The organism is Sedimentitalea sp., from assembly GCF_039973035.1.
Lineage (GTDB): Bacteria > Pseudomonadota > Alphaproteobacteria > Rhodobacterales > Rhodobacteraceae > Sedimentitalea.
Genome location: NZ_JBDWLR010000090.1, coordinates 93,646 through 106,400 on the forward strand (window position 1 = coordinate 93,646; position 12,755 = coordinate 106,400).

General features: G+C 58.4%; 14 protein-coding genes. 9 read left to right on the forward strand and 5 right to left on the reverse strand.

Translation table 11 applies throughout. The features are described from left to right. Nucleotides 1–82: 82 nt before the first annotated feature. Nucleotides 83–1,096 carry a DUF4105 domain-containing protein gene (locus ABJO75_RS23945; protein WP_348127680.1) on the forward strand — a complete coding sequence of 338 codons (1,014 nt, stop codon included), beginning with the start codon at nucleotides 83–85 and terminating at the stop codon, nucleotides 1,094–1,096. On the opposite strand, the gene ABJO75_RS23950 is transcribed toward ABJO75_RS23945, so the two are convergent. Beyond that, on the reverse strand, nucleotides 1,093–2,202 hold the full coding sequence (locus ABJO75_RS23950; RefSeq protein WP_348127683.1) for an alpha/beta hydrolase: 1,110 nt from the start codon (nucleotides 2,200–2,202) through the stop codon (nucleotides 1,093–1,095). The two genes, ABJO75_RS23945 and ABJO75_RS23950, sit on opposite strands and share 4 nt — an antisense overlap. A gap of 210 nt (nucleotides 2,203–2,412) precedes the next feature. Here ABJO75_RS23950 and thrS point away from each other — a divergent pair, with 210 nt between their 5' ends. The 5 genes from thrS (at nucleotide 2,413) to ABJO75_RS23975 (ending at nucleotide 7,103) form a co-directional block, all read left to right on the forward strand. Next, nucleotides 2,413–4,359 (forward strand): threonine--tRNA ligase, encoded by a 1,947-nt coding sequence (thrS, locus tag ABJO75_RS23955; RefSeq protein ID WP_348127686.1) that lies wholly within the window; start codon nucleotides 2,413–2,415, stop codon nucleotides 4,357–4,359. A gap of 219 nt (nucleotides 4,360–4,578) precedes the next feature. Next, nucleotides 4,579–4,881 carry a DUF2282 domain-containing protein gene (locus ABJO75_RS23960; protein ID WP_348127689.1) on the forward strand — a complete coding sequence of 101 codons (303 nt, stop codon included), beginning with the start codon at nucleotides 4,579–4,581 and terminating at the stop codon, nucleotides 4,879–4,881. A gap of 56 nt (nucleotides 4,882–4,937) precedes the next feature. Beyond that, nucleotides 4,938–5,795 carry a DUF692 domain-containing protein gene (locus ABJO75_RS23965; RefSeq protein ID WP_348127692.1) on the forward strand — a complete coding sequence of 286 codons (858 nt, stop codon included), beginning with the start codon at nucleotides 4,938–4,940 and terminating at the stop codon, nucleotides 5,793–5,795. Between the two features lie 2 nt (nucleotides 5,796–5,797). After that, nucleotides 5,798–6,550, forward strand: coding sequence for a DNA-binding domain-containing protein (locus ABJO75_RS23970; protein ID WP_348127780.1), 753 nt, complete (start codon nucleotides 5,798–5,800; stop codon nucleotides 6,548–6,550). A 4-nt stretch (nucleotides 6,551–6,554) separates the two neighbouring features. Then, the gene (locus ABJO75_RS23975) at nucleotides 6,555–7,103 is read left to right on the forward strand and encodes a hypothetical protein (RefSeq protein ID WP_348127694.1); all 549 of its coding nucleotides are present in this window, start codon (nucleotides 6,555–6,557) and stop codon (nucleotides 7,101–7,103) included. 23 nt (nucleotides 7,104–7,126) lie between these two features. Here the strand turns inward: ABJO75_RS23975 and ABJO75_RS23980 are convergent, their stop codons facing one another. Together ABJO75_RS23980 and ABJO75_RS23985 are read right to left on the reverse strand one after the other, a co-directional pair. Then, nucleotides 7,127–7,495 carry a hypothetical protein gene (locus ABJO75_RS23980; RefSeq protein ID WP_348127697.1) on the reverse strand — a complete coding sequence of 123 codons (369 nt, stop codon included), beginning with the start codon at nucleotides 7,493–7,495 and terminating at the stop codon, nucleotides 7,127–7,129. A 39-nt stretch (nucleotides 7,496–7,534) separates the two neighbouring features. Further along, on the reverse strand, nucleotides 7,535–7,852 hold the full coding sequence (locus tag ABJO75_RS23985; RefSeq protein ID WP_348127699.1) for an ArsC/Spx/MgsR family protein: 318 nt from the start codon (nucleotides 7,850–7,852) through the stop codon (nucleotides 7,535–7,537). Between the two features lie 218 nt (nucleotides 7,853–8,070). On the opposite strand from ABJO75_RS23985, the gene ABJO75_RS23990 reads away from it, so the two are divergent. After that, nucleotides 8,071–8,277, forward strand: a complete 207-nt coding sequence (locus ABJO75_RS23990) for a cold-shock protein (RefSeq protein ID WP_316777040.1) — start codon at nucleotides 8,071–8,073, stop codon at nucleotides 8,275–8,277. Nucleotides 8,278–8,802: 525 nt separating this feature from the next. On the opposite strand, the gene ABJO75_RS23995 is transcribed toward ABJO75_RS23990, so the two are convergent. Together ABJO75_RS23995 and thyX are read right to left on the reverse strand one after the other, a co-directional pair. Further along, on the reverse strand, nucleotides 8,803–9,120 hold the full coding sequence (locus tag ABJO75_RS23995; RefSeq protein ID WP_348127702.1) for an HPF/RaiA family ribosome-associated protein: 318 nt from the start codon (nucleotides 9,118–9,120) through the stop codon (nucleotides 8,803–8,805). 221 nt (nucleotides 9,121–9,341) lie between these two features. Further along, nucleotides 9,342–10,247, reverse strand: a complete 906-nt coding sequence (gene thyX / locus ABJO75_RS24000) for an FAD-dependent thymidylate synthase (protein WP_348127705.1) — start codon at nucleotides 10,245–10,247, stop codon at nucleotides 9,342–9,344. Between the two features lie 186 nt (nucleotides 10,248–10,433). On the opposite strand from thyX, the gene ABJO75_RS24005 reads away from it, so the two are divergent. Further along, on the forward strand, nucleotides 10,434–11,309 hold the full coding sequence (locus tag ABJO75_RS24005; protein ID WP_348127708.1) for a thymidylate synthase: 876 nt from the start codon (nucleotides 10,434–10,436) through the stop codon (nucleotides 11,307–11,309). A gap of 59 nt (nucleotides 11,310–11,368) precedes the next feature. Then, on the forward strand, nucleotides 11,369–12,745 hold the full coding sequence (locus tag ABJO75_RS24010; protein ID WP_348127711.1) for a hypothetical protein: 1,377 nt from the start codon (nucleotides 11,369–11,371) through the stop codon (nucleotides 12,743–12,745). The last annotated feature ends 10 nt before the right edge of the window (nucleotides 12,746–12,755 follow it).

The following is a 12,755-nucleotide window of genomic DNA, read 5'->3' on the forward strand; positions in this document are numbered from 1 at the left end:
CGTCAGAGGTTCCTCGCGGTTCGCGGGGTTGTCGCCACTTGCCGGACTTCGTAAGGCTTCATTTATTCAACAAAGGTCGCCCATGTTCCGGATCATTCGCCTCATCCCTATTATCCTGTGCCTGTTGGCTATTGCGCTCGCGACCCTGTGGGGCGCGCTGGCGTTCTGGTATCACGGGCCGGTCGCTGAACAGCAGAAACCCTATGTGATCGGCGCGTTTACATTCTTTGGCTTTCTGGTCTGTCTGGGTCTGTTCACGCGGCGCAGGGTCGGTGTGCTCGGTCTGTTTGGGTTGGTGTTTGCCGGGATTCTGTTCTGGTGGGGCGGAATTACGCCCCCGGCCGATCGCAACTGGGCGCCGGATGTGGCCCGACAGGTAACCGGGCAGATCGATGGCGACATCCTCACACTTGAGAATAGGCGCAATTTTGACTGGCACGGCGCCCACGACGCGACGCCTCAGTGGGAAACCCGCAGTTATGACCTGAGCAAGTTGCAAACAGTGGATATGTTCCTGTCCTACTGGGCAGGCCCCTTGATGGCTCATTTCATCGTCAGCTTCGGCTTTTCGGACGGTGAATACCTTGCGTGGTCTGTCGAGGTGCGACGCGAGGTGGATGGCAAATTTTCCCCGATCGCGGATGCGTTCAAGTCCAACACATTGATCATTCTGGCGGCGGATGAACGCGACGTTGTAGGTGTGCGGTCGAACTTTCGCGACGAAGACGTGCAACTGTTTCGACTGCACACCAGCCCAAAGACAGCAAGGGCCTTGCTGACCGAATACGTGCGCGATGCAAACGCGCTGGCGCGGCAGCCCGCGTTCTACAATTCCCTGACCACGAATTGTACAACCGTCGTGGTGCGCATGATGCGGGCGATCGGCAACGGTCTGCCATTTGACTGGCGCTTGCTGGCGAACGGATATGTGCCCGACTACGCCTATGACCAACAGGCGCTGGACATGCGGTATTCAATCTCGGATCTGCGGGCATTGGGCAGGATCGACCGCCGCGCCAACGCGTACGGGTTGAAGCCAGGTTTTTCCGAGGCCATCCGGCAGGATGTCCCCACGCCAACAAGAGATACGCCCTAATCCGGGACAAGCACCCGAACGACCGGCACATCGTTCAGCACTTCGACCAGTGTCGGGGGCTTTACCTTGGTGTCAAAGTTGTCCTTTTCGAGGCTTGAGCCGATCAACTGAACCACCTCGGGAGAGCCGGCAAACTTGGAATGCGTCCCCGATGCGGAGTCGTCTATTTCGCTTAGGTCGATGACAGTAACGCCAAGACTGGAAAGCTCCGCCGCATCCGCAGCACCGACCCGCTCGACACCCCCTGAAATCCGCCGCGAGACCATCAAAGCACGGTCATCTCTGGACACGAACACAAAGAAGTTCCCAGTGTCGCCCTGCATACGGTTCAACTGAGTCTTAAACAGATCAAGATCAATATCCGGGGCCGCGAACATGACGTTGTTCACCCTGTCAAAGGTATATGGCCTCTCCGATACGCTCGCCTCGACCAAGGCTTCCACCGTCACCAGCGACCCCATTGAATGAGCAAACAGATCAATCCCCCGTGCGCGTGACGACCCCAGTATTCTGGCTGTTTTCAGCAACTGCGGTCGTGCCGCAAGCGCGCTGTTGAGGTCATAAACATAGTGAGATGCCTTCCCGGCGGACGCCCAGGCAAACAGCACCGGTACGCCCGAGAAATTCGTGTCTTCGACGAACTGCGCGATCCGCAGGACCGAATCCGTGAAGGTATTGTTGTAGCCGTGGATGAACAAAAGCACGTCGCGGTCCTGAGGTGCCCGCCGCGCGAGTTCGGCATTGAGACCCGCCACAAATGAGTCCGAGTTGGCATAGACGGACGGTTCGATCACTGCAAATTCGGTTCTGGGGTCCGGAGGCAACCGCGTTGGCCGCTCAATCATGCCTGACTGATGGCTCGGCGGGATCGACACTACAACCGAGGACAACCCCAGATCAGGAGCACGCTCGCCCGAATAGAAGACTCCGATGGCTTCGGTCGCTTCTCGGGTGGTTGCAATGAATATCTTCTGGCGGCTGGCGTCGCTCACGCTGAGAACCGGCTCGGTGCCATTATCGATGCCAATCAGATCGGGCGGACGCGTGCAGGACAGCAGCCCGGCACACAGCACAAGTGTAACGAGAGCGCGAACCGTTGCGATCATGTCATGAAACTCCGCGCTTAGGCTTCCAATGCCCCGGCCTGCCGAACCCGAAGCTTTTGGCGCGGACTATCAAGGCCAACATCATTGGAAGCAAGTCCCGATGTCGTGCAATAGCCGGTTGACTTGCCCTTAAGTGCGCCCCAAATAGGCGGCACATACATAACCCGCAACCGGGCGTTCAGTGGGCGCCAAACCGACGAGGAGGCCCAGATGGCCCAAATCTCTCTCACTCTTCCTGATGGCAATGCACGATCCTATAACGCCGGTATCACCGCGGCGCAGGTTGCAGCCGATATTTCCACTTCCTTGGCCAAAAAGGCGATCAGTGCGACCGTCAATGGGCAGCATTGGGATCTGGCGTGGCCGATCGACGTGGATGCCGACATCGCGCTTCACACCCTGAAAGACGAGGCGCAGGCCAACGAGCTGATTCGCCACGATCTGGCGCACATCATGGCCCGTGCCGTGCAGGAAATCTGGCCCGACACAAAGGTTACAATTGGCCCGGTGATCGACAATGGCTGGTATTATGATTTCGATCGCGAGGATCCGTTCACCCCCGAAGATTTGGGGCTGATCGAAAAGAAGATGAAAGAGATCATCAACAAGCGCGACCCCGTGACCACCGAGGTCTGGGATCGCGAGCGTGCGATCAAGCATTACACCGCCAACAACGAACCCTATAAGGTCGAGCTGATCGAAGCCATTCCGGGCGACGAACCCCTGCGCATGTATTGGCATGGGCATTGGCAGGATCTGTGTCGTGGCCCACACCTGCAACATACCGGGCAGGTGCCGGGTGATGCGTTCAAGCTGATGTCGATCGCAGGTGCCTATTGGCGTGGTGACAGTGACCGCGCGATGTTGCAGCGAATTTACGGAGTTGCCTTTCAGAACAAGGAAAAGCTGAAAGCGCATCTCAACATGCTGGAAGAGGCTGCGAAACGGGACCACCGTAAGCTGGGCCGCGAGATGGACCTGTTCCACCTGCAACCGGAAGCACCGGGTCAAATTTTCTGGCACCCCAACGGCTGGAAAATCTACACCCAGCTTCAGGATTATATGCGTCGCCAGCAAACTCGCGGCGGCTATGTTGAAGTGAATACACCGCAAGTGGTCGACCGGAAACTGTGGGAAGCCTCGGGGCACTGGGACAAATACCAGGAGAACATGTTTATCGTCGAAGTCGACGAGGAGCATGCACGGGAAAAGGCCGTCAACGCGCTGAAGCCGATGAACTGCCCTTGCCATGTGGAGATTTTCAAGCAGGGGCTGAAATCGTATCGCGATCTGCCCCTGCGCATGGCCGAGTTCGGATCCTGCAACAGGTATGAACCTTCGGGCGCACTGCACGGTATTATGCGGGTGCGCGGTTTCACACAGGATGACGCTCATATCTTCTGCTCAGAAGACCAGATCGAATCCGAGACAAAGCGATTTCTCGACTTCCTGTCCAACGTCTACAGCGATCTCGGCTTTGAAAGCTTCAAGGTCAAGTTCTCGGATCGGCCGGAGGTACGCGCCGGCACGGATGAACAATGGGACAAGGCCGACAAGCTTCTGAAAGAAGCCTGCGATGCCGCCGGATGTGCCTATGATCTCAACCCGGGGGAAGGTGCGTTTTACGGTCCCAAGCTGGAATTCGTGCTGACCGACGCAATTGGCCGGGACTGGCAATGTGGCACCTTGCAGGTGGATTTCATCATTCCCGAACGGCTGGGCGCGACCTATATCGGCGCAGACGGCGATCGGCACACCCCGGTCATGTTGCACCGCGCAACCCTTGGGTCGTTTGAACGGTTCATCGGCATCCTGATCGAAGAGCATGCAGGCAAGCTGCCATTCTGGCTCGCCCCGCGTCAGGTTGTCGTTGCCTCAATCACCTCCGAGGCTGATGACTATGTGCATGAGGTCATTGCCGAACTGCAAAAGGCCGGTGTGCGTGCAGAGGCTGACACGCGCAACGAAAAGATCAACTACAAGGTCCGCGAGCACTCGCTGGGCAAGGTTCCTGTGATCCTTGCGGTTGGCGGGCGCGAAATCGAAGAGCGGACCGTGTCGGTGCGCCGACTGGGCGACAAGCGCACAAGCGTTCAGGCGCTGGCAGATGTTACAGCGGCCCTGTCACACGAGGCGACGCCTCCGGATCTTCTGTAATATTCGCGATCCAAGCGTAACAATCCGGCCCCGAAAACCGGGCCGGATTGAAACATTTGACAATTCCCCCCCAATTTTGGACGGTTTCACTCTCGATTGCCGTAACACGGCCTGACGGGGACGTGACGCACGGGCTCGTGAATTCACGTCGCGCTGCTGACCACGTATCGTTCCACCATCACCGATCAATAACGTTTATCAATGCAAGGGAGACAAACCATGTCCAACACAGCAAAGACACTGGCCGTAGCAGGCGCCGTTGCCGCCGCGCTCGCCGCAACCGCCAACACAGCAAGCGCGCAGGCCAAGGAAAAGTGCTATGGCGTTTCGCTGGCCGGTCAGAACGATTGCGCCGCTGGCCCCGGCACCACCTGCGCGGGTACATCGACCGTAGATTATCAGGGCAACGCCTGGACGCTTGTCGACGCGGGCAAATGTGCTGACATGGACCTGCCGGCAATGGCCGACGGCACCGCGCGCCACGGTTCGCTCGAAGCTCTCAAGCGCGATCTGCCTGCATAAGCCACGCATTCGGGTGGGCCGATTTCGGCCCGCCCCACCTACAGGATACCTGTGCCATGCTGGATGCCAGAAATCAGACCAAATCACTGCCAGCAGGTGTCGGGGTCGGCTACAAGCCTCAGCACTTCACCGAAATCACCAATGCCCCCGGCGCGGTTGAATGGCTTGAAATTCATGCCGAAAACTACATGGGCGATGGTGGGCGGCCGCTGGCGCAGCTACGCGCTCTGTCCGAGCAATTTCCAGTTTCCGTGCATGGCGTCGGCCTCTCCATCGGTGGCGAGGGCGCGCTGGATACGGACCATCTGGCGCGGCTGAAGCAGCTTGTTGGCTGGCTGAACCCCGCGAGCTTTTCCGAACATCTCGCCTGGTCTACTCACGGGGCCGAATTCCTGAACGACCTGCTGCCCCTGCCCTACACCAATGCCACGCTCACACGCATCGCTGATCACATTGACCAGGTTCAGACCGTCCTTGGCCGCCGGATGCTGCTTGAGAACCCATCAAGCTATCTGGCCTTTGACGAAAGCACGTGGTCCGAAACCGATTTCCTTGCCGAGTTGGCACAGCGGACTGGCTGTGGATTGCTGCTTGATGTCAACAACGTCTTTGTCTCGGCGACGAACCTGAATACCACGCCACAGGATTATATCGACGGTTTTGCCCTTGGCGAAGTTGGCGAGATTCATGTGGGCGGCCATGACGAAGATACCGATGACCATGGCGCGCCTCTGCTCATTGACAGCCACGGAACCCCGGTGGCCGACCCGGTTTGGGCGCTGCTGGATCATACGCTGGCCCAATCGGGTCCGCGCCCTGTTCTGGTGGAGTGGGACAATGATGTACCGGACTGGCCCGTTCTGCGCGAAGAAGCCACGCGTGCCGCCACCTTGCTGAACCGGGTCGTGGCGTGAGCATGGTATCCGAGGCCCTGTTCCGCAAGGCGTTGACCGAGCCGGACCTCAATGCCCCCGTTGGACTGAGCGACAGCGCCGGACGGCCCGCAGGCGCGCGGTTTGACGTGTATCGCAACAACATGGTTGTCTCGCTCATCGAGGCTTTGCACACTGGCTTTCCCGTGCTGGCAAAGTTGCTTGGAAAAGAAAACATGGACGGGTTGGCAGGGCAGTTCGTCCGGGCTCACCCGCCGACATCGCCTGTCATGATGTTTTATGGCGAGGCCTTGCCCGGCTTTATCAGCACGCTGCCGCAATTGTCCCACCTAGGGTATTTGCCCGATGTAGCGCGTCTGGAGCTGGCGTTGCGGCGTTCGTATCACGCCGCCGATGACACCCCGATCGCGCCAGAAGCGTTGGCGGAATTGACACCAGATGCTCTGCTCGCCTCGCGGGTTTCGCTGGCACCTTCGGTCCGGATTGTGTGTTCCGGCTGGCCAATTCACGACATCTGGCTGTTCAATACGGAAACCGACGCGCCAAAACCAACGCCGGGCGCACAGGATGTACTGATCACCAGACCAGAATTCGACCCGTTACCACATTTGCTGCCTCCCGGCGGCGCGGCTTGGATCGACGCCCTCGCTCGGGGGCAGAGCATTGGTGCCGCGCTGGAAACCGCCACTGGCGAAGCACCTGATTTTGACATGACCACTCCGCTTACCCTGCTTCTCACCGGGAATGCGATCACATCACTTACATACAAGGACTGACCCCATGACCGCGCTGATCTCGATGCACAATGCCGTGTTTGATTGGCTGGACCGCCAGTCCGGCCTGATCCTGCCAACACTTGCGCGCTTTGTGTTTGCCGCCGTTCTGTTGATCTACTTCTGGAAATCGGCGCTCACAAAGGTCGGCAGTGGAATATTCGGTATCTTCTCACCCTCTGACGGCGCATATGTTCAGATTTTTCCGCGCGCCATGGAGGCGGCAAGCTATGACAGTTCACAATTGGGGGTGTTTTACTGGGCTGTCGCATTGCTCGGAACCTGGGCCGAATTCATCCTGCCCGCGCTGATCCTTGTTGGCCTGTTCAGCAGGTTGGCGTCGATCGGAATGATCGGCTTTATTATTATGCAATCCGCCACCGATATCGTCGGACATGGAGCCACGGATGCGACAACCCTTGGGGCATGGTTTGATGCCGCGTCCGGCAGTCTGATCATGGACCAACGGACATTGTGGGTGATGGTTTTGCTGGTGATCGTGGTCAAGGGGGCGGGTCCGCTGTCGCTTGACCGGCTCATCGGGCGGCTTTCCTGAGGACACCTCAGGGCCGGACGGGATCAGAAATGAGCTGTTTCCTGATCCGGCTTACCGGCGGCAAGCGCCAGTAGACCGGCGGTCGCCGCAAAGGCGATCGGGAACATGGTGAACACATTGAAACCAAAAGCGTGGTACATGCCGCCCGCCGACAGGATCAACAGCACACCACCCCACAGCGCCCGTGCCCGCGCCATTGCACCGCCTGCAATGGCCAGCATCGGTGCGAGTACTGACATGGTGCGGATCAGGTCGACATCGCTCACCTGAACGGCCAGCCCATCGATCTCGCCCCAGTGTTCAATCGCGGCGGTATAGCCGTAGCTGAAGAACCCGACAAACATGCCGGCGATACCGGCCAGTATTCCCAAAGTCAGTGCGGCGTTGCGCATCTTTGCCCTCCTGTGCGTGACAGTGAGATAGGTATCGACTTAGACGACGCCAAGGGCCGCCTGCACATCCGCACCCCACCCCAGCATCAACTGATCGCCGTTTTCGATCAGTGGCCGCTTCATCAAGGTCGGGTGGTCGGCAAGCAAATCAAACGGTGGGCGCGCGCGTTCAGTTTCATTGAGCCCGCGCCAGGTTGTGGACCGGGTATTGAGCAGGGCGGCGCCAAATTGCGCATGTGCACGTTTGAGGACATCTGTCGGAACGCCATCGCCACGCACGTCAACAAAACGCGCCTCGGCCAATGATTTCAGCGCCTTGCGGCAAGTATCGCAGGTCTTTAGCCCATATAGCACCATGGCAACTCTCCTTGTTCGATGGGCAAATATCCGTCAATCCGGCGAATTGCAGCCCCTTTTTCTTGATTTTTCATCGGGTCATGCGAAATTGGAAACAGTACACTCTTTTTTCGTGCACTTGTTCCAGTTGGTCGGCGCAATCACGGGCCGAGGGGCGTACGCAAAAGAAAGCCTCCGCGATTTCGGGGCGCTACTTAAATTAGAAGGAGACACGGGAAATGCCAACCGGCACCGTGAAATGGTTTAACACGACAAAAGGCTACGGCTTCATTGCGCCCGATACCGGGGGCAAGGATGTATTTGTGCACATTTCGGCTGTGGAAAGGTCGGGCCTGACCGGCCTCGCTGATAATCAGAAGGTAGATTATGATCTGGAAGAAGGTCGCGACGGTCGGGAAATGGCCGCCAACCTGAAGCCGCTCTGAACAGCCCGATGCAAGAAAACGCCGCGTCCCGGCACAGATACGGGACGCGTTAGAGCCGGACAGTATTGTCAGGAATACGTGTAACGCCCAACTGCGCAAACACGTTATCACGTCGGCAAAGGAAATTTGTCGGCGACTTGCGGCGCATCGCAACCGCAGAGTTCTGACCTGTCTGGTCCGCACACCAAAGTACGCAACACACCCCAAGCCGCCAACACTTCTTACTGAAAATGGCCCACCACTCACGACAGGCATACGCACCAATGCAGTGATAATCCCGGTCTGCCTGAGTCGAGTCCACCCCAAACAATCAGGAAACAGTGTGTTTCCTGACCGAATCACCGATAAAATTCGAAGGTTTCGCCCATGGAGCGACGCCGCGGAAGTCGCGCTCGCGCTAGAGTAGATCCCATTCATCCGCGCACAAGACAAACATTCTAGTATGCGCAACCCACAGAACCATCGCGCAAATTCACTCAACCGCGTATTGCAGGACAGCATCGCTGTCCTGCTTTGTTCTGAACCTCAATGATGCGCGTCGTGCTTGTCAAACTCACTGGACAGACGGGCGCGAAGCTTTTTTGCCGCGCCCTTGAGTGCCGCAGGAATATCAGCGGCATCGTGATGAGCCGCGATGGGCCCCATACCGCGCGGGCGAGCCTCTATCGTACAGCGAATGTGGTCCGGCCCATGCTTATCCGCATTCTGGTCCTTAAGATGCACCTCGACACGGGTCAGCCGATCTTCAAAGTGACCGAGATCCGACTTCACAGCCAGCTCTGCCACCTCCGCAACCCGTTCGTCACCATGGATGAAGTTGTCGGTATTGACTTGGATTTGCATTGGAAATCTCCCTTGAGCTTTACTTCAATGGGTAAGAACGAACCAATGCAAATTCAAGTGTGTGGACGAAGGATCAATGGACTACCGCAAAACTCGGTTGCCCGCCTGCCCGCCGCTCAAAATCAGCTGAAACGAAGGCTCCATATCGGCTCACGAACCCTGGCACTCCCGAAAGCTGCAAGGAAACGCAACCGACAATGGAAAACACTCAGATCAGGGGTTCACGCGATAACCTCTTCGAACTCCCGCCATTCCCGTGCACTCATGCCTGAATTCTCTTTGGTCACGGCCTCGCCTTTCAGCATCCGGCGCAGGCATTCGACCATCTGGGACGACATTGTGACGGCGCCCATACGATAGTCCTCAAACGCGCCATAGGCCGCAGGCACCCAGTCGGCAACCATCTCGCAGATCGCGTCGGCGTAGACGCGGATTTCATACTGCGCGTGAGCGTCGGCCCGCAGGCGCAAGAAGTGGAAGAGATTGTGCAGATCCACTTTCCAGTACCACTGCGTATAGATGTTCGCTGGCAGGTTCATCCGCGCCAACTCACGCGCCAGCCCCGCCTGCCCGTCGCCCGAGATCATTGCCTCGTAATTGTCATAGCAGCGGGCGGAATCGGCCTTGAGGATCTCAAGCACCCGCGCCGCCTCTTCACCTTGCAACACATCGCCACGGCCTTGGTTGTTGACCTCGGACTGGGCGTTGATGTGTTCAGGCGCAGGAATATAAAATTCGCGGTCCAAAATTGAATAGCGGGCGGAATATTCGTTCACGTTGGCTGTGCGGTGGCGAATCCATTGACGGGCGACAAAGACCGGCAGTTTGACGTGCAGTTTCAGTTCGCACATCTCGAACGGGGTCGAATGCCAGTGCCGCATCAGATAGCGGATCAGCCCTTCGTCATTCTGAACCGATTTCGTGCCCTTGCCATAGCTCACCCGCGCCGCCTGACAGATCGCGGCATCGTCGCCCATATAGTCGATCACTCTGACAAACCCGTGGTCCAGAACCGGACGCGCAGTGTAAAGATGCTTTTCCATCCCCGGCGCGACGGCGCGCAAGGTGGGTTGCGGACTGGCCCGCAACGCGTCGATTTCGGCCTGTTGTTCTGGTGACAGCGGCATAGCGAATCCTTTCCCGGCAGAATCTGTTGAGAACCTGACTGTATATTGTGATCTCGCGCGCGTGAACCGCTATATCGGGGTCACACATTGGCCACGTTAATCGCCTTTGACATGTATACGCGTTGACTTTTCAATGCGGCGGACGGACTCTGGGTTAAACGACCAATCAAAAGGTTGATGAGGCAGATGAAGCGGTTTGTAGTTGGTGTCGCACTCGCGGCAGCATTGTCGGCGTGCAGCGGTGGCAATCCATTTCTTGATGATGATAGCGGCGGTACGGATCCCGTCGATCCGACAAGCCCGATCCCTCAAGACGTTCAAAGCGATTTGGATGCGGCCTCTTATACGCCCGACCCGACCAACCCGCGCCTTGTGGTGACCGGTGTCGCGTTTAATGGGACGCCTTTGGCCGTCGAATACGACCGTGTGGCATCGCTGGACTCACCCCGTGGCCAGTATCAGGCCTTTGAGCGGCAACCCGATGCGCTGAATACCCACACTACGGCCTACGCGCGCGCGATCGACAATGCGCAGGGGGTGGTGGTCGTGTCCGGTGGGTTGGACGGATACTACAACGGCGGCGCGACCTACTCCGCGAACGGCTTTGCCGTGCCTGCGGCGAACGCCGCGAATGCTGATGTGCGGTACGACGGTGAATATGTGGGTCTCATGAACCTCCCCGACAACGGCGATGCGCTGCTGCCAGTGCCACCGGGTACTGACCCCGCTGTACGTCCGAGACAGGCCGCGCGCGTCTATGGCGATGCCCGTATCGACGCAGATTTCTCGACCATGCGCGTCAAGGGGCAAGTCTATAACCGCACCTATGCAGCGCAAGGAACGGAACTCGAGGCGCTTGAGATCGCGCCAACTGACATTCAGTCCGATGGGTCCTTTTCCGGCGACATTACCCAGGGCCAGCAAGGAGCCGGCAGTTATGGCGGTGCCTTTGGTGGGTCCAATGCCAATTCGGTTGCGGGTGCGCTCCATGCCACGGGCCATGTCGGCGGCGTGTCCGAAGTTGAAGAGTTTGGATTGTTTGTACTTGAGCGCAGCAACTAAGGCGTCGGTCGATGCCGTGTGCTGCTTCCTCCCCGCCTAGCTCTCACCTGTTTCGGAAGATGGCCCTCTGTCTGGGGTTGTTGCTCAGCCTGACGGCCTTGTCGGCAATTCAAAGTCATGCCCAACCGATTGAGCTTGACGCAGCACAGGTTCGCAACCTGGCAATTGATGCGCTGGAGTCCGGCGATCCGGGTCTCGCTATTCAACTGTCCAAGGCCGTGCTTAAAACCGACCCAAAGGACCCGCTCGCCTATTACATCATTGCCCGCAGCTATGCGCGGCTGGACGACCCGCGACTTGCCCGCCGTGCTGCTGGCTACGCCTATCGCTATGCGGATGCCGGGGCCGCCCGTTTTGAGGCCGCACAGCTTGCGGCGCGGATGGCGTTTGAAGGCGAACAATACAGCCTGTCACAGCTCTGGCTGCGGCGCACCGCGATCCACGCACCAACCGAGGCGGATGAAGAGCTCGTCGCCAGAGATTACAAACTGCTGCGTCAGGTCAATCCATGGTCGCTGCGCCTGCGTGCCGATTTGCGCCCGTCGGACAATGTAAACTACGGCTCTGACACCTCGCGCAATATCATCGACGGCGTTCCTGACGAGGGTACGATTGCTGGTGCCGGTTTGGCGCTGTCCGGGCTGATCGCATCGCTGGACATCGCGCCAACCTATCGCCTGCACGTCGATCAGAACAGTATGACCACACTGGGCGCGCGGCTCTACGTTGAACGGGTATCGCTGTCAGGCAGCGCCAAGGCGACCGCCCCGGATGCAACCGGATCGGATTTCGCATCGACCTATGCCGCCGTCTCGCTGTCGCACGCGCTTGCAGTGGGGTCCGAAACGACCCGAGGTCAGGCCAGCTTTGACGTGGCATTCGGAGAAAGCTGGTATGGCGGTGAACGCAACTTTCGTTTTGCGCGCGTGGGAGCCACACGCAGTTGGCGGCCCGATCCCGACACGCGGTTCGCCCTCCGCGCAGGTGCCGAGCGCCGGTACAATGCGCGCTACACCACCAATGACGCGCGGGTGCTGACCCTTGGGGCGGACTATGGCAAGGCGCTGGAAAATGGCGACATCTTTAATCTTGCTCTGGCATTTCAGGACGCGAATGCGGTCAGCATCAACGGCACCTATTCGACGGTATCCATGCGTGCCAGCTATACACTTGGCCGCGCCGTCGGCCCCGCCCGCCTGTCGATGGGATTGGTCGCGGGTTATACGGACTATGACCAGTTTCTCTTTAGCCTCAATGGCGCGGTGCCGCGCAAGGACAAGTCGCTTTACGGGGATTTGACCCTGATCTTTGATCGCTATGACTATGCCGGGTTCGTGCCGACGCTGCGCCTGCGCACCGGGCGCAAGGATTCAAACTTTAGCCGATACTCATCCCGCGAAGTTTCGTTGTCGCTCGGCGTCGGATCAAAATTCTAAAATCCTCCTG